General features: G+C 70.7%; 15 protein-coding genes. 6 read left to right on the plus strand and 9 right to left on the minus strand.

From position 1 onward, the window contains the following. Window positions 1-426 (plus strand): phosphoglucose isomerase-related protein (locus IE242_RS30535; protein WP_506417258.1); only part of this gene is annotated, 426 nt, incomplete at its 5' end. 84 nt (window positions 427-510) lie between these two features. Here the strand turns inward: IE242_RS30535 and pgl are convergent. From pgl to tkt, 5 genes are read right to left on the minus strand one after another with little or no spacing between them, the layout of a single operon-like run. Continuing rightward, the gene (gene pgl / locus IE242_RS30540) at window positions 511-1,293 is read right to left on the minus strand and encodes a 6-phosphogluconolactonase (protein ID WP_189865061.1); all 783 of its coding nucleotides are present in this window, start codon (window positions 1,291-1,293) and stop codon (window positions 511-513) included. Then, complete coding sequence (opcA, locus tag IE242_RS30545; RefSeq protein ID WP_189865063.1) at window positions 1,290-2,555, minus strand: glucose-6-phosphate dehydrogenase assembly protein OpcA; 1,266 nt, start codon at window positions 2,553-2,555, stop codon at window positions 1,290-1,292. The genes pgl and opcA overlap by 4 nt, the downstream gene beginning before the upstream one ends. Next, window positions 2,552-4,075, minus strand: coding sequence for a glucose-6-phosphate dehydrogenase (gene zwf / locus IE242_RS30550; protein WP_189865065.1), 1,524 nt, complete (start codon window positions 4,073-4,075; stop codon window positions 2,552-2,554). Before zwf ends, opcA begins: the two co-directional genes overlap by 4 nt. Before the next feature lie 4 nt (window positions 4,076-4,079). Beyond that, the gene (tal, locus tag IE242_RS30555) at window positions 4,080-5,198 is read right to left on the minus strand and encodes a transaldolase (RefSeq protein WP_189865067.1); all 1,119 of its coding nucleotides are present in this window, start codon (window positions 5,196-5,198) and stop codon (window positions 4,080-4,082) included. A 34-nt stretch (window positions 5,199-5,232) separates the two neighbouring features. Further along, window positions 5,233-7,320, minus strand: coding sequence for a transketolase (gene tkt / locus IE242_RS30560; protein ID WP_189865069.1), 2,088 nt, complete (start codon window positions 7,318-7,320; stop codon window positions 5,233-5,235). Window positions 7,321-7,822: 502 nt separating this feature from the next. Between tkt and IE242_RS30565 the strand changes: the two genes are divergently transcribed. The 3 genes from IE242_RS30565 to IE242_RS30575 all read left to right on the plus strand — a co-directional run bounded on the left by IE242_RS30565 (window position 7,823) and on the right by IE242_RS30575 (window position 10,545). After that, a complete protein-coding gene (locus IE242_RS30565) occupies window positions 7,823-8,776 on the plus strand; it encodes a heme o synthase (RefSeq protein ID WP_189865071.1) in 954 nt (317 codons plus the stop codon). Between the two features lie 95 nt (window positions 8,777-8,871). Further along, window positions 8,872-9,228: a hypothetical protein gene (locus tag IE242_RS30570; RefSeq protein ID WP_189865073.1), complete on the plus strand. Its 357-nt coding sequence runs from the start codon at window positions 8,872-8,874 to the stop codon at window positions 9,226-9,228. 201 nt (window positions 9,229-9,429) lie between these two features. Further along, window positions 9,430-10,545 (plus strand): amidohydrolase family protein, encoded by a 1,116-nt coding sequence (locus IE242_RS30575; RefSeq protein WP_189865075.1) that lies wholly within the window; start codon window positions 9,430-9,432, stop codon window positions 10,543-10,545. A gap of 123 nt (window positions 10,546-10,668) precedes the next feature. On the opposite strand, the gene IE242_RS30580 is transcribed toward IE242_RS30575, so the two are convergent. The 4 genes from IE242_RS30580 to IE242_RS30595 all read right to left on the minus strand — a co-directional run bounded on the left by IE242_RS30580 (window position 10,669) and on the right by IE242_RS30595 (window position 14,295). Further along, window positions 10,669-11,682 carry a COX15/CtaA family protein gene (locus IE242_RS30580; RefSeq protein ID WP_189865076.1) on the minus strand — a complete coding sequence of 338 codons (1,014 nt, stop codon included), beginning with the start codon at window positions 11,680-11,682 and terminating at the stop codon, window positions 10,669-10,671. Between the two features lie 71 nt (window positions 11,683-11,753). After that, complete coding sequence (locus IE242_RS30585; RefSeq protein WP_189865079.1) at window positions 11,754-12,527, minus strand: ABC transporter permease; 774 nt, start codon at window positions 12,525-12,527, stop codon at window positions 11,754-11,756. Further along, entirely contained in the window at window positions 12,524-13,447 is a 924-nt protein-coding gene (locus IE242_RS30590; RefSeq protein WP_189865080.1) for an ABC transporter ATP-binding protein, read from the minus strand. The genes IE242_RS30585 and IE242_RS30590 overlap by 4 nt, the downstream gene beginning before the upstream one ends. 11 nt (window positions 13,448-13,458) lie before the next feature. After that, window positions 13,459-14,295: an AAC(3) family N-acetyltransferase gene (locus IE242_RS30595; protein WP_189865082.1), complete on the minus strand. Its 837-nt coding sequence runs from the start codon at window positions 14,293-14,295 to the stop codon at window positions 13,459-13,461. Between the two features lie 161 nt (window positions 14,296-14,456). Between IE242_RS30595 and IE242_RS30600 the strand changes: the two genes are divergently transcribed. Together IE242_RS30600 and sufB are read left to right on the plus strand one after the other, a co-directional pair. Continuing rightward, entirely contained in the window at window positions 14,457-15,293 is an 837-nt protein-coding gene (locus IE242_RS30600; protein WP_189865084.1) for a helix-turn-helix transcriptional regulator, read from the plus strand. After that, on the plus strand, window positions 15,290-16,711 hold the full coding sequence (gene sufB, locus IE242_RS30605) for a Fe-S cluster assembly protein SufB (protein ID WP_030578074.1): 1,422 nt from the start codon (window positions 15,290-15,292) through the stop codon (window positions 16,709-16,711). The genes IE242_RS30600 and sufB overlap by 4 nt, the downstream gene beginning before the upstream one ends. Window positions 16,712-16,740: the final 29 nt, after the last annotated feature.

Consider the following 16,740-nt stretch of genomic DNA (forward strand, 5'->3'; position numbering starts at 1 on the left):
CGCCCGGTGGACGAGCTGGGCGCCGAGCCGGCCGCCCAGCACGACCTGCTGATGGCCAACTTCTTCGCCCAGACCCAGGCCCTGGCCTTCGGCAAGACCGCCGACGAGGTGCGCGCCGAGGGCGTGGCCGAGGAGCTGGTGGCGCACAAGACGTTCCGCGGCAACCGGCCCACCACCACGATCCTGGCCCCGCAGCTGACCCCGTCGGTGCTGGGCCAGCTGGTCGCGCTGTACGAGCACAAGGTGTTCGTACAGGGCGCGATCTGGAACATCGACTCCTTCGACCAGTGGGGCGTCGAGCTCGGCAAGGTCCTCGCCAAGCGCGTCGAACCCGCCCTCACCGAAGGCGCCGAGGTGCCGGGCCTGGACGAGTCCTCGAAGGTGCTGGTCGCGAAGTACCGGGAGCTGCGCGGGCACGGCAAGTAGACGGGAACCAGACGGAAACGGCGGAGGGCGTCCCTTCGGGACGCCCTCCGCCGCACCGTGCAGGGTCCGTGCGACCCGTGTCCGTCAGGGAGACGCCGGCGGATACAGCGACCGAGGCAGCTGTGCGGCCGCCGCGGCGTCCAGCAGCCACAGCGTCCGGGAGCGCCCGTACGCGCCCGCGGCCGGGGCCTGTACCTCGCCCGCGCCCGACAGGGCCATCGCTACGGCGTTGGCCTTGTCCTCGCCGGCGGCGAGCAGCCACACCTCACGCGCCGAGCGGATCGCCGGCAGGGTGAGGGTGATCCGGGTCGGCGGCGGCTTCGGGGCGCCGTGCACACCGACCACCGTCCGCTCGGTCTCCCGCACCGCGGGCAGCTCCGGGAAGAGCGACGCCACGTGCGTGTCCGGGCCGACGCCCAGCATCAGCACGTCGAACGCCGGCACCGCGGAGTGGTTCTCCGGGCCCGCGGCCCGCACCAGCTCCTCCGCGTACGCCTCCGCCGCCGCGTCCGCGTCGTTCCCGTACGGACCGTCGGAGGCGGGCATGGCGTGCACGCGCTTCGGGTCCAGCGGTACGGAGTCCAGGAGGGCCTCGCGGGCCTGGGTGACGTTGCGGTCGGGGTCGCCCTCGGGCAGGAACCGCTCGTCGCCCCACCACAGGTCGAGCCGGCTCCAGTCGACGGCGTCCCGGGCGGGGGCGGCGGCCAGCGCGGCCAGCAGGCCGTTGCCGTTGCGGCCACCGGTGAGGACGACCGAGGCGGAGCCGCGCGAGGCCTGCGCGTCCACGATCTTCGTGATCAGCCGGGCCGCGGCGGCCTGCGCCATCAGCTCCTTGTCGCGGTGGACGACCAGCTGGGGAGTGCTCACTTGGCGGCCGCCTTCCTCGACGTGGTCTTCTTGGCCGTGGTCTTGGCCGCGCTCTTCTTGGCCGGGGCCTTGGCCGCCGCCTGCTCGGCCGGAGCAGGAGAGGACGCCTCGGGTGCCGTCGGCTTCGGAGCCGGTTCCGCGGACGGTGCCGACTCCACCGCCTCGGCCGCCTCGGTCGCGTCCGCGGCGGCCGGATCGGACGCCGGGGCCGCAGGCTCCGCTTCCACCTTCGCGGCAGCCGGTGCCGCCGTCTTCTTGGCGGCCCGCGCCAAAGTCCCGACCTCGGGATTCACCGCCGCCGCGGACCCGCCGGACGCGGCGGCCTCGTCGGCCCGGGGAGCGGCCAGCCGCCCCACCCCGTACCGCAGCGCGGCCGCGTACGTGTCGTCCGGGTCCAGCCGGCGCAGCTCCTCGGCGATCAGCTCCGACGTCTCGCGGCGCTTCAGCGCGACCGCCCGGGCGGGCTGGCCCTCGATCGACAGGGTCGCGAGGGAGCCGTCCGCGCGGTCCAGCGTGATCGGACCGCAGGACGTGGACATCCGTACCGCGGTGAGACCGGGACCGGAGGACTGCGAGCGCTGCACCGGGACCTTCAGCCGGTCCGCGAGCCACATGGCGAGCAGCTCGCAGCTCGGGTTGAACTCCTCGCCCTCCACCTCGACCGCCTCCACCTCGCAGGTGACCTGGTCCAGGGCCGCGGCCAGCATCGAGCGCCAGGGCGTGATGCGGGTCCACGACAGGTCCGTGTCACCGGGGGTGTAGGCGTCGGCGCGGGCGGCGAGCTCGCGCACCGGGTGCTCGGCGGCATAGGTGTCGGTGACTCTTCGCTGGGCGAGGGCGCCGAGCGGGTCCTTCGCCGGGTCGAGCGGCGCGTTCACCGGCCACCAGACGACCACGGGGGCGTCCGGCAGCAGCAGTGGCAGGACCACCGACTGGGCGTGGTCGGACACCTCGCCGTACAGCCGCAGCACGACCGTCTCTCCGGTGCCCGCGTCGGCGCCCACCCGGACCTCGGCGTCCAGCCGCGACTGCGTGCGGCCGCGCGGGGAGCGGGAGACGCGCTTGATGACCACGAGCGTGCGCGAGGGGTGCTCGCGGGAGGCGTCGTTGGCGGCCTTCAGGGCGTCGTAGGCGTTCTCCTCGTCGGTGACGATGACCAGGGTGAGCACCATGCCGACGGCGGGCGTGCCGATGGCGCGGCGGCCCTGGACGAGCGCCTTGTTGACCTTTCCGGCCGTGGTGTCCGTGAGGTCGATCTTCATGGCCGGCGCCAGCTCCGTCCGTCTCGTTCGAGCATTTCGTCCGCCTCGGCGGGGCCCCAGGTGCCCGCCGGGTACTGGGCGGGGCGGCCGTGGGTGTCCCAGTACTCCTCGATCGGGTCGAGGATCTTCCAGGACAGCTCGACCTCCTCGGTGCGCGGGAAGAGGTTCGAGTCGCCGAGCAGGACGTCGAGGATGAGCCGCTCGTACGCCTCCGGGCTGGACTCGGTGAACGACTCGCCGTACGCGAAGTCCATGGACACGTCCCGGATCTCCATGGAGGTGCCGGGCACCTTGGAGCCGAAGCGGACCGTGATGCCCTCGTCGGGCTGGACGCGGATGACGATCGCGTTGGAGCCCAGTTCCTCGGTGGCGGTGGTGTCGAAGGGGGAGTGCGGGGCGCGCTGGAAGACGACCGCGATCTCGGTCACGCGGCGGCCGAGCCGCTTGCCGGTGCGCAGGTAGAAGGGGACGCCCGCCCAGCGGCGGTTGTCGATGCCCACCTTGATCGCGGCGTAGGTGTCGGTCCCCGACTCCTGGTCGATGCCCTCTTCCTCCAGATAGCCGATGACCTTGGCGCCGCCCTGCCAGCCGGCCGAGTACTGGGCGCGCACGGTGTCGCGGCCGAGGTCCTTCGGCAGCCGGACCGCGCCGAGCACCTTGGTCTTCTCGGCGGCGAGCGCGTCGGCGTCGAAAGAGGAGGGCTCCTCCATCGCGGTGAGGGCGAGGAGCTGGAGGAGGTGGTTCTGGATGACGTCGCGGGCGGCGCCGATGCCGTCGTAGTAGCCGGCGCGGCCGCCGATGCCGATGTCCTCGGCCATCGTGATCTGGACATGGTCCACGAAGGACCGGTTCCATATCGGCTCGAACATCTGGTTGGCGAAGCGCAGCGCCAGGATGTTCTGGACGGTCTCCTTGCCCAGGTAGTGGTCGATACGGAAGACCTGGTCGGGGGCGAAGACCTCGTGGACGAGCCCGTTGAGTTCCTCGGCCGACTTCAGGTCGTGACCGAAGGGCTTCTCGATGACCGCGCGGCGCCAGGAGTCCTTCGTCTGGTCGGCCAGGCCGTGCTTCTTCAGCTGCCGGATGACCACGGGGAAGGCGGACGGCGGTACGGAGAGGTAGAAGGCGAAGTTACCGCCGGTTCCCTGGGCCTGGTCCAGCTCCTCGATCGTCTGGCGCAGCCGCACGAACGCGTCGTCGTCGTCGAACGTGCCCTGCACGAAGCGCATGCCCTGGATGAGCTGCTGCCAGACCTCCTCGCGGAAGGGGGTGCGGGCGTGCTCCTTGACGGCCTCGTGCACCTCCTGGGCGAAGTCCTCGTGCTCCCACTCCCGGCGGGCGAACCCGACGAGCGAGAAGCCCGGGGGCAGCAATCCGCGGTTGGCGAGGTCGTACACGGCAGGCATCAGCTTTTTACGTGACAAGTCGCCGGTGACGCCGAAGATGACCAGGCCCGACGGCCCCGCGATACGCGGGAGCCGTCGGTCCGCGGCGTCACGCAGCGGATTGCTGCTCGACAAGGTGTCAGCCCTCCGAGGGAGCGAGGCGCTCGAGCTCCGCCTTGGTCGACTCCAGCAGGTCGTTCCAGGAGGCCTCGAACTTCTCGACGCCCTCCTTCTCCAGCAGCTCGACGACCTCGTCGTACGAGATGCCGATCTTCGTCAGCGCGTCCAGCTCGGTGCGGGACTGCTCGTAGGTGCCGGCGATGGTGTTGCCCCGGATGTCGCCGCTCTCCTCAGTGGCGAAGAGGGTGGCCTCCGGCATGGTGTTCACCGTGTTCGGCGCGACCAGCTCGTCGACGTAGAGCGTCTTCTTGTACGCGGGGTCCTTCACACCGGTGGAGGCCCACAGCGGACGCTGCTTGTTGGCGCCCGCCTTCTCCAGCGCCTGCCAGCGGTCGGAGGAGAAGACCTCCTCGTACGCCTGGTAGGCGAGGCGCGCGTTGGCGAGGCCGGCCTTGCCGCGCAGGGCCTTGGCCTCGTCGGTGCCGAGCGCGTCGATCCGCTTGTCGATCTCGGTGTCCACGCGGGACACGAAGAAGGACGCCACCGAGTGGATCTTCGACAGGTCCAGGCCGCGCTCCTTGGCCTTCTCCAGGCCCGCGAGGTAGGCGTCCATGACCGCGCGGTAACGCTCCAGCGAGAAGATCAGCGTGACGTTGACGCTGATGCCGAGGCCGATGACCTCGGTGATCGCCGGGAGACCCGCCAGGGTGGCCGGGATCTTGATGAGCGTGTTCGGACGGTCCACCAGCCAGGCCAGCTGCTTGGCCTCGGCGACGGTCGCCTTGGTGTTGTGCGCCAGACGCGGGTCCACCTCGATCGAGACCCGGCCGTCCTGGCCGTTCGTCGAGTCGAAGAGCGGGCGCATGATGTCGGCGGCGTCCCGGACGTCCGCCGTGGTGATCATGCGGATCGCCTCTTCGACGGTGACCTTGCGGAAGGCCAGGTCGGAGACCTGCTGGTCGTAACCGTGACCCTCGGAGATCGCCTTCTGGAAGATCGACGGGTTGGTGGTGACGCCCACGACGTGCTGCTGGTCGATCAGTTCGGCGAGGTTGCCGGACGTGATCCGCTTGCGCGACAGGTCGTCCAGCCAGATCGCGACGCCCTCGTCGGAAAGGCGCTTCAGTGCGTCTGTCATGGAAATTACATCTCCTACGTGTCGTATATGAGCGTCAGCGCTGGGCGGCCGCGAGGGATTCCCGGGCGACGGCGGCCACGTTCTCGGCAGTGAAACCGAACTCGCGGAACAGCACCTTGCCGTCGGCCGAAGCGCCGAAGTGCTCGAGCGAAACGATGCGGCCGGCGTCCCCGACGTACTTGTGCCAGGTCAGCCCAATACCCGCCTCGACCGCGACGCGCGCCTTGACCGACGGCGGCAGAACGCTGTCCCGGTACCCCTGGTCCTGCTCCTCGAACCACTCCACGGACGGCATGGACACCACGCGCGTGGGCACACCGTCGGCCTGCAGCTGCTCGCGCGCCTCGACGGCCACGTGCACCTCGGAACCGGTGGCGATCAGGACGACCTGCGGCTCGCCGCCGTCGGCCTCGAACAGCACGTAACCGCCGCGCGCCGTGTCCTCGTTCGGCTCGTAGGTCGGCAGCCCCTGACGGGACAGCGCCAGACCGTGTGGGGCGCCCTTGCCGTACTCCTTGGTCCAGCGCTTGAGGATCTCGCGCCAGGCGATGGCGGTCTCGTTGGCGTCGGCCGGGCGGACCACGTTCAGGCCCGGGATCGCGCGCAGCGAGGCCAGGTGCTCGACCGGCTGGTGCGTCGGGCCGTCCTCGCCGAGGCCGATGGAGTCGTGCGTCCACACGTACGTCACCGGCAGGTGCATCAGCGCGGACAGGCGGACGGCGTTGCGCATGTAGTCGGAGAACACCAGGAAGGTGCCGCCGTAGATGCGGGTGTTGCCGTGCAGCGCGATGCCGTTCATCTCCGCGGCCATGGAGTGCTCGCGGATACCGAAGTGGATCGTACGGCCGTACGGGCTCGCCTCCGGGAGGGGGTTGCCCTCGGGCAGGAAGGAGCTCGTCTTGTCGATCGTGGTGTTGTTCGAGCCGGCGAGGTCGGCGGAGCCGCCCCACAGCTCGGGGATCACCGCGCCGAGCGCCTGGAGGACCTTGCCGGACGCGGCACGGGTGGCGACACCCTTGCCCGGCTCGAAGACCGGGAGCTTCTCCTCCCAGCCCGCGGGCAGCTCGCCCTTGGCGATCCGGTCGAACTCGGCGGCCCGCTCCGGGTTGGCGTCACGCCACTCCTGGAACTTCTTGTCCCACGCGGCGCGCTCCTCACGGCCGCGCTCGGCCAGCGCGCGGGTGTGCGCGATGACCTCGTCGGAGACCTCGAAGTGCTTCTCCGGGTCGAAGCCGAGGACGCGCTTGGTGGCCGCGACCTCCTCCTCGCCCAGCGCCGAGCCGTGCGCGGCCTCGGTGTTCTGCGCGTTCGGGGCCGGCCAGGCGATGATCGTGCGCATCGCGATGAACGACGGGCGGTCCGTCACGGCCTTCGCGGCCTCGATCGCCGCGTACAGGGCACGGACGTCGATGTCGCCGTCCTCGGCGGGCTCCACACGCTGCACGTGCCAGCCGTACGCCTCGTACCGCTTGACGGTGTCCTCGGAGACCGCGGTCTCGGTGTCGCCCTCGATCGAGATGTGGTTGTCGTCCCACAGCATGATCAGGTTGCCGAGCTTCTGGTGCCCGGCCAGCGAGGACGCCTCGGCGGAGATGCCCTCCTGGAGGCAGCCGTCACCGGCGATCACGAAGACGTGGTGGTCGAACGGGGACTCGCCCGCCGGGGCCTCCGGGTCGAACAGGCCGCGCTCGTAGCGGGCGGCCATGGCCATGCCCACCGCGTTGGCGACACCCTGGCCCAGCGGGCCGGTGGTGGTCTCGACGCCCTTGGTGTGCCCGTACTCCGGGTGACCCGGCGTCTTGGAGCCGTGGGTGCGGAAGGACTCCAGGTCCTCCAGCTCCAGGCCGAAGCCGCCCAGGTACAGCTGGGTGTAGAGGGTCAGGGACGAGTGGCCCGCGGACAGGACGAAACGGTCACGGCCGGTCCAGTCGGTGTCGGTCGGGTCGTGGCGCATCACCTTCTGGAAGAGGGTGTACGCGGCCGGCGCGAGGCTCATCGCCGTACCGGGATGGCCGTTGCCCACCTTCTGTACGGCATCGGCGGCGAGGACACGGGCGGTGTCCACGGCGCGCTGGTCCAGCTCGGTCCACGCGAGGTCTGATGTGGTCGGCTTGGTGCTCACCCTGAGTCAGGGCTCCTCTCCACAGGTCGAATGCCGGTGTTCTCGGCGGCACCGGCCGTTGACGAGCCTACCCCCGCAAACACGTGCATCTTTTCGAGTCATTCCAGACTTCATTCCAGACTGCCGGGACTGTCGCCCATCCGCCTCTCGACCGGACGCTTCCGCAGGTCGGGAGCATGAAATTCCATGTCCGGCACATGAATACGCATCCGCTCGGGAGGCTGCTCAATCGAGTGCTCGATCGAGCGAAGTCCGGCTCTTGCGGCACGTGCTCGATCGAGCGGCATCCAGCTCTTGTCGCGTGTGCCCGATCGAGCGGAATGTGGCTCTCCGTGTGCGCCGGATTCATCCCCGCTGCGCCCTTCGCGCGGCACCTCCCAACACGACCCCACCCCTCTGAAGGGCTCGCTCTGGGCAACGTCTACAGTGGCGTGGTACGCGCGAGCCTTTACCGGGAGTTCACAGCCGGAGGCTTGCTGGGATGTCTCTGTCAGGGGTGTGCGTGACGGCCGTCGAATCCCGTCCACCGGGTGTGCTCGGGGCGAACAGCGCTAGCAACCGGGGTCAGCGGCCGTTCGGGGCCCGCGTGAAAGCGTTCGTGGCGCTCACCAAGCCGCGGATCATCGAGCTGCTGCTGATCACCACGGTTCCGGTGATGTTCCTGGCGGAACAGGGTGTTCCGGACCTGTGGCTGGTGCTGGCGACATGTGTGGGCGGATACCTCTCCGCGGGCGGCGCCAACGCGCTCAACATGTACATCGACCGCGACATCGACGCCCTCATGGAGCGCACCGCGCAGCGGCCGCTCGTCACGGGCATGGTCACTCCGCGTGAGGGCCTGGTCTTCGGCATCTCCCTCGCGGTGATCTCCACCCTCTGGTTCGGGCTGCTCGTCAACTGGCTGTCCGCGTGGCTCTCGCTCGGCGCACTCCTCTTCTACGTCGTCGTCTACACGATGATCCTGAAGCGGCGTACGGCGCAGAACATCGTGTGGGGTGGCATCGCGGGCTGTATGCCGGTGCTGATCGGCTGGTCGGCCGTCACCAACTCCATGTCCTGGGCCGCCGTCATCCTCTTCCTGGTCATCTTCTTCTGGACGCCGCCGCACTACTGGCCGCTGTCGATGAAGGTGAAGGACGACTACGCGCGCGTGGGCGTGCCGATGCTGCCGGTCATCGCCTCCAACAAGGTGGTCGCCCGGCAGATCGTGATCTACAGCTGGGTGATGGTGGCCGTCTCGCTGCTGCTGACGCCGCTGGGCTACACGGGCTGGTTCTACACCGCTGTCGCCCTGGCGGCGGGCGGCTGGTGGCTGTGGGAGGCGCACGCCCTCCAGAACCGCGCCAAGGGCGGCGTGACTGGCGGGAAGCTCAAGGAGATGCGCCTGTTCCACTGGTCCATCACCTATGTGTCACTGCTGTTCGTGGCGGTGGCGGTGGATCCGTTCCTGCGCTGAGCGGTTCTCCCGGACCGCTGACGGGCGGGGTGCGTGGCCAAGGCCACGCACCCCGCCCGTCGCCGTTTGATCTACCCGTCGGTAGCATCCTGGCCATGGCAGACACCCAGCAGGTTGACGAGACCACCGGCACCGCCCAGGACGCCCGGGCCGAGCGGAAGGCCGCCAAGCTCGCCCAGCGGATCTCCGCGTTCGCCAAGGAGCACGGCGGGGCCGAGGGCCACGTCGAGTACCTCGGGCAGCGCGGCGCCCGCATCGTGCTCGTCGGTGAGGACGGCGCCTGGGGGGACCTGGTGGCCCCCGCCCACGCCCTCGCCGAGGAGGCGGTGCGGAAGGCCGGGATCACCGTGCACGAGGAATTCGACGGCGACTTCGCGGCCAAGGTGCGGACCGGCCCGTACGAGTGGTCGCGGATGGCGGGCATCCAGGTGGGCGGCCCCAGCAACGGCTGACCTCGGACGATGTCCGGGAACGTCGGGGGACGGACGGCTTGCGTGACGCCCCGGGCGCCCGCGTACGCCCCCGGGAGCCGTGTGCGCCACCGGACGACCGGCACCCCTCGGTCGTCCGTACGGGCCGGGTGACAGCAACACCTGGTGCCCGGTTCACCCGTTAGGACGTGTGGAGACACGGTCCAGTCACGGGAGACCCGGATGATCGAAACGCCGTCCCTGGTGGACCAGTACTGCCATGGAGTGCTGCGCACGGAGCTGGGCCTGGGAACCTTCGAGGCCCACCTCGCCCGCGGCGAGGGCCCGCCCGCGCCCGGCACCACCTTCTTCGACACCCAGACCGGCTTCGCGGTGCGCCGCTGGTGCCCGCCCCTGCTCGGCCTGGAACCGCACTGCCCGCCCGCCCGCTACCTCGCCCGCCGCCGTGAGCTGGGCGTCCCGGAGGCCGGCCGGCGGCTGCTGCGGGGCAGTGGCATCACGACGTACCTCGTCGACACGGGACTGCCCGGCGACCTCACCGGACCCGGCGAGCTGGCCGCCGCGGGCACGGCCGAGGCCCACGAGATCATCCGGCTGGAGCTCCTCGCCGAACAGGTCGCCGACACCTCCGGCACGGTCGAGTCCTTCCTCGCCAACCTCGCCGAGTCGGTGCACGGCGCGGCCGTGAACGCGGTCGCCTTCACCTCGCTGGCGGGCGTACGGCACGGGCTGGCGCTGGCTCCCGAGCCGCCCGGACCGGGGGAGGTGCGGGGCGCGGCCGGCCGCTGGCTCGCGGACCGGCCGGTCGGCGGCACGCTCACGGACCAGGTGCTGCTGCGGCATCTGCTGTGGATCGCCGTGGCCTCCGGGCGCCCCCTGCAACTGCACGCCGGACTCGGCGAGAGCGAGCCGGGCCTGCGTATCGACCGTACGGACCCGGTCCTGCTCACCGACTTCGCCCGCGCCACGGCGGGCCTCGGCACCGACCTCGTCCTGCTGCACGGCTACCCGTACCACCGCCACGCGGCCCATCTCGCCGGGGTCTTCCCGCATGTGTACGCCGATCTGGGCGCCGTGCTCGTCCGTACGGGCGCACGGGCTGCGGCCGTCCTCGCCGAGGTCCTGGAGCTGGCCCCCTTCGGCAAGCTGATCTTCTCCAGCGGCGCCCGGGGCCTGCCCGAGCTGCACGTGGTGGGGGCGCGGCTGTTCCGGGAGGCGCTGGCGCGGGTGTTGGGGACCTGGGTGGCCGAGGGCGCGTGGTCGCTCACCGACGCGCAGCGCGTGGCGGGGATGATCGCTTCGGAGAACGCGCGGCGGGTGTACGGGCTGAAAGGGTGACCGAGACCCGCGCGGCTCGTTGAGGCAGGAGGCGTGCGTCGCCTGCGGGGGTGGTCCCTACTGGACGTACCCGATCGCGCCTTGAGCGAGTTGCTCCCCGCCCCGTGCGGCGCACGCCTTCCGTCAGCTCGAGGCAGACGCGAGCTGATCAGCCGAGGACGGAACCCGGACATCCGGGTCTCCGACGGGACGCTCCCTCAGCGAGAGCAGCACCCGCAGCGTGGCGATCCACACAAGGCACGAGCCAAGCATGTGGGCGCCGACCAGAAGCTCGGGAAGATCCGTGAAGTACTGGATGTAGCCCACCGCGCCCTGGCACAACAACACGATGAACAAATCCCGCGTCCGCGCCAGCGGCCCCCTCGGCGCGTCCACCGCCTTCAGCACGAACCACAGCGCGAACGTCAGCGTCACCACGATCCAGGCGAGCACCGCGTGCAGCTTGCTCACGGCCTCCCAGTCCACCGGCATGCGCGGTACGTCGCTGGAGTCGCCCGCGTGGGGACCCGCGCCCGTGACGACGGTGCCGACGGCGATCAGCAGGACGGTCGCGGCCACCAGGAACCACACCAGCTGCTGCACCGACTTGCCGACCAGCGGGCGCGGCGCCCCGGAGCCCTCGCGCGTGCGCTGCCACATCAGGGTGGCCACGGCGATCAGCGCGGTGGAGAGCAGGAAGTGAGCGGCGACCGTGTACGGGTTGAGGCCGACCAGGACGACGATGCCGCCGAGGATCGCGTTGCCCATCACGACCCAGAACTGCGCCCAGCCCAGCCGCGTCAGATCGCGCCGCCACGGCTTCTCCGAGCGCGCGGCGATGATCGCCCAGCCGACGGCGGCGCACAGCACGTACGTCAGCATGCGGTTGCCGAACTCGATGACACCGTGCATGCCCATCTCATGGGTGTTGGTCAGCGAGTCCTCGGTGCACTTCGGCCAGGTCGGGCAGCCGAGGCCCGAACCGGTGAGCCGCACGGCGCCGCCGGTGACCACGATGACCACCGACATGACGAGCGCGGCGAGGGCCGCCCGCCGGACCGTCCGGGGATCCGGGGTCCAGCGTGCGGCGATGTAGGCGAGGGGGTTGCGCAGGGCAGCCGTCGCGTCTGCGCGGGTCACGTTTGGCACGGGCACCATGGTAGGCGCACGCTTGTGCACCGATTCACGAGGGGGCGGGACTCGGCCGTACCGGGCCCGCCGCCACCCGGCTACTCCCAGCGGAAGAACCGCGCCGCCGCCCCCAGCCCCAGCACCGCCCACACGGCCAGGATCCCGAGGTCACCCCACGGCATCCCGGCGCCGTGCTGCAGGACGTCCCGCAGCCCGTCCGACAGGGCCGAGATCGGCAGCAGCCCCAGCACGGACTGCGCCGCGTCCGGGAACTTGTCCAGCGGTACGACCACCCCGCCGCCCACGAGCAGCAGCAGGAAGACCAGGTTGGCGGCCGCCAGCGTGGCCTCCGCTTTCAGGGTGCCCGCCATCAGCAGGCCGAGCCCGGAGAAGGCGGCCGTGCCGAGGACCAGCAGGAGCAGGACGGCGAAGGGGTTGCCCTGCGGGGACCAGCCCATCGCGAAGGCGATCACCGTGACCAGGACGACCTGGAGGATCTCCGTGACCAGCACGGATATCGTCTTCGCGGTCATCAGGCCCCAGCGGGGGAGCGGCGAGGCGGCGAGGCGCTTGAGGACGCCGTAGCGGCGCTCGAAGCCCGTCGCGATGGCCTGGCCCGTGAACGCGGTCGACATCACCGCGAGGGCGAGGATGCCCGGGGCGAGGAAGTCGACCGCCTTCCCCTCGCCCGTGTCCACGATGTCCACCGAGCCGAACAGCACGAGCAGCAGCGTTGGGATGATCACGGTGAGGAGCAGCTGCTCGCCGTTGCGCAGCAGCATCTTCGTCTCCAGCGCCGCCTGCGCCGCGATCATGCGGGGCAGGGGCGCGGCACCCGGCCTGGGGGTGTAGGTACCGCCGGCGGTGGTCATGAGCGCAGCTCCTTGCCGGTGAGCTCCAGGAAGACGTCCTCGAGCGTGTGCCGCTCCACCGAGATGCCGTCCGGCATCACGCCGTGCTGGGCGCACCAGGACGTGACGGTCGCGAGGAGCTGGGGGTCGATCTTGCCGCTCACCCGGTAGACGCCCGGCGTCAGCTCGGCGGCCGCGGTGTCGGAGGGGAGCGCCTTCAGCAGCGAGCCCACGTCGAGGCCGGGGCGGCCGGTGAAGCGCAGGGTGTTCTCGGCGCCGCCGCGGCACAGCTCCTCGGGCGAGCCCTGGGCGATGACGCGGCCCGCGTCGATGATCGCCACGTCGTCGGCGAGCTGCTCGGCCTCGTCCATGTGGTGGGTGGTGAGGATGACGGACACGCCGTCCGCGCGCAGCTCGCGCACGAGGTCCCAGGTGGACCGGCGCGCCTGCGGGTCGAGGCCCGCGGTGGGCTCGTCGAGGAAGACCAGTTCCGGCCGGCCCACCACGGCCATCGCGAGGGCGAGGCGCTGCTGCTGGCCGCCGGAGAGCCGGCGGTAGGTGGTGCGGCCGCAGGAGCCGAGGCCGAGCCGTTCGATCAGCGCGTCCACGTCCAGCGGGTGCGCGTGCAGCTTCGCCGTGTGGCGGAGCATCTCGTCGGCGCGGGCGCCGGAGTAGACACCGCCGGACTGGAGCATCACCCCGATGCGGGGGCGCAGCTCACGGGCCTGGCGCACCGGGTCGAGGCCCAGCACGCGCACCGTGCCCGAGTCGGGTCTCCGGTAGCCCTCGCAGGTCTCGACCGTGGTGGTCTTGCCCGCTCCGTTGGGGCCGAGGACGGCGGTGACGCCCGCCTGGGCCACCAGGTCGAGGCCGTCCACCGCGGTCTTGGTTCCGTACCGCTTCACCAGGGCCTGGACCTGGACCACGGGCTCACTTCGCATGGGCGCCAAGTCTAGGGACGCGGCGGCGGGGCGGGCCGGGCGGGGGCGGCGACGTCCTCCTCACGGGGGCGGTGCAGGGCCAGCCACCGCTCCGCGTACGCCACCGCGTCGGCCACCGGGAACAGCCGCGCGTCCGCCGCTCCGGCCTTTCCCCGTACGACGGGACGGTCCCGCTCGAAGTCGTGGCCGAGCTCGTCGAACCGGTCGGCGGTGATCGACACCTCGGTCACCGTCTGCCAGCCGCCCCCGGGTGCCGGGCGTCCCACCTCGGCCAGCGGGGCCGGGATGCGGTACTCGGCGAGATGGAAGGCGGTGCAGGCGTCGTAGCCCGCGCCCAGCAGCAGGACCCGCGCGCCCCGCTCCTCCAGCCGGGCCAGCGGGCTGCGTTCGCCGAGGCGGCAGTCGGGCGCGTGCCCGTCGAGGATCGGGGCGGCATCCGGGCCGAGCGCCGCGAACGACGTCTCCGGGTGTGCGCTGCGCAGGGCGCCGGGCCAGTTCCGTACCGTCTCCGGGACGACGCCGACCCCGCGCGTGGGCGTGATCAGCGGGTCGTACGCGGGCATGGTCGCCCGGATGGTCTCCCACCACTCCTCGGGCACTGGCGGATTGCCCCACAGTGCCGGGTCGGAGAGGTCGTTGCTCTGGGTGGGGACCACCAGGGTGCCGTCCGGGCCGAGGGCATCCAGCAGGGCCTGGACGACGGCGACCGCGCCGCCGTTGACCCAGCCGAGCGCGCTGAGGGACGAGTGGACCAGCAGGGTCTCACCGGGGCGGACGCCGAGGGAGCGCAGGTCCGCGGCGAGTGCGTCACGAGTGACGAGTGGGCCGGTGGGAGGGGGTGTCGCCATGAAAGGGGAGTCTTCCGGAAGCTCGTCGGAGGCACCAGCGAATTGATCGATCAAAGATCGTTTCCGCAGGTCAGATTAGGTATGCCTAAGTGACGTACCGCACCGTCGGGCGGACCGGACGTGGCTTGCCGGGCTCTGAGGAATTACGCAACAATGGCGTTGTGAAAAACGTCGGCGAGGCTCGGGAGACCCCCACGGGGGCCCCTCAGGAGGAGTTCGCGACCGGTGAGCGCTCGACGCGCAACCGGGTCGCGCGGTCCATCCTGGACCACGGGCCGTCGACCGTCGCCGACCTCGCCGGACGCCTCGGGCTGACCCAGGCGGCCGTCCGGCGGCATCTCGACGCACTGGTCGCCGACGATGTCGTACAGCCCCGTGAGCAGCGAGTCTATGGCGCGCGGACGCGTGGCCGGCCGGCCAAGGTGTTCGCCCTGACCGACTGCGGCCGGGACGCCTTCGACCAGTCCTACGACAAGCTCGCCGCCGACGCGCTGCGCTGGATCGCCGAGCACGCGGGCGGGGACGAGGCGGTCGTCGCGTTCGCCCGCGCGCGGATCGCCGCCCAGGCGGAGGCGTACCGCGCGGCGATGGAGCAGGTACCGCCCGAACAGCGGACCGAAGCCCTGGCCAAGGCGCTGAGCGCGGACGGGTACGCTGCTACGGCGCGCAGCGCGCCGCTCCCGCAGGCGGGCGAGCAGCTCTGCCAGCACCACTGCCCGGTCGCCCACGTCGCCGAACAGTTCCCGCAGCTCTGCGAGGCGGAGACCGAGATCTTCTCCCAGCTGCTCGGGACACATGTCCAGCGGCTGGCGACGATCGCGCACGGCGACGGCGTCTGCACGACGTTCATCCCCAAGGCGTCGCACAGCGCCAAGGCCGCCCAGAGTGCCAAGGCGCTGCGCACCGCCGCGGAGGTCTCACGGACCGCCGCGACGAAGAAGACTTCCAAGACCACTCACAACACATCTGCAAGCACGGCCGGGAGGAACCCCGCATGACTCTCCCCACGGAGACTGCCCACCCTGAGCTCGAGGGTCTGGGCAAGTACGAATACGGCTGGGCCGACTCCGACGAGGCCGGTGCCGCAGCGAAGCGCGGCCTGAACGAGGACGTCGTCAAGGACATCTCCTCGAAGAAGTCCGAGCCCGAGTGGATGACCAAGCTCCGCCTCAAGGGCCTGAAGCTCTTCGAGAAGAAGCCCATGCCGAACTGGGGCTCCGACCTGTCGGGCATCGACTTCGACAACATCAAGTACTTCGTGCGGTCCACGGAGAAGCAGGCCCAGTCCTGGGAGGACCTGCCCGAGGACATCAAGAACACGTACGACAAGCTCGGCATCCCGGAGGCGGAGAAGCAGCGCCTCGTCGCCGGTGTCGCCGCGCAGTACGAGTCCGAGGTCGTCTACCACCAGATCCGCGAGGACCTGGAGGAGCAGGGCGTCATCTTCCTCGACACGGACACCGCGCTGAAGGAGCACCCGGAGCTCTTCAAGGAGTACTTCGGCACGGTCATCCCGGCCGGTGACAACAAGTTCGCCGCGCTGAACACCGCCGTGTGGTCCGGCGGCTCCTTCATCTACGTGCCGAAGAACGTGCACGTGGAGATCCCGCTCCAGGCCTACTTCCGCATCAACACCGAGAACATGGGCCAGTTCGAGCGGACCCTGATCATCGTCGACGAGGGTGCCTACGTGCACTACGTCGAGGGCTGCACCGCGCCGATCTACAAGTCGGACTCGCTGCACTCCGCGGTCGTCGAGATCATCGTCAAGAAGAACGCCCGCTGCCGTTACACGACCATCCAGAACTGGTCGAACAACGTCTACAACCTGGTCACCAAGCGCGCCGTGGCGTACGAGGGCGCGACCATGGAGTGGATCGACGGCAACATCGGCTCCAAGGTGACGATGAAGTACCCGGCCGTCTACCTGATGGGCGAGCACGCCAAGGGCGAGACCCTGTCCATCGCCTTCGCGGGCGAGGGCCAGCACCAGGACGCCGGCGCCAAGATGGTCCACATGGCCCCGAACACCTCCTCCAACATCGTCTCCAAGTCGGTGGCGCGCGGTGGTGGCCGCACCTCCTACCGCGGTCTGATCGAGATCGGCGAGGGCGCCCCGGGCGCCAAGTCGAACGTGCTGTGCGACGCGCTGCTCGTCGACACCATCTCCCGCTCGGACACGTACCCCTACGTGGACGTCCGCGAGGACGACGTGTCCATGGGCCACGAGGCGACCGTCTCCAAGGTCTCCGAGGACCAGCTCTTCTACCTGATGAGCCGCGGTCTCTCCGAGGACGAGGCGATGGCGATGATCGTGCGCGGCTTCGTCGAGCCGATCGCCAAGGAGCTGCCCATGGAGTACGCGCTGGAGCTCAACCGGCTGATCGAGCTGCAGATGGAGGGCGCGGTCGGCTGACGACCGCCGCTCCCCGGCAGTGACGGCCC

The organism is Streptomyces poonensis, assembly GCF_014650915.1.
Lineage (GTDB): Bacteria > Actinomycetota > Actinomycetes > Streptomycetales > Streptomycetaceae > Streptomyces > Streptomyces poonensis.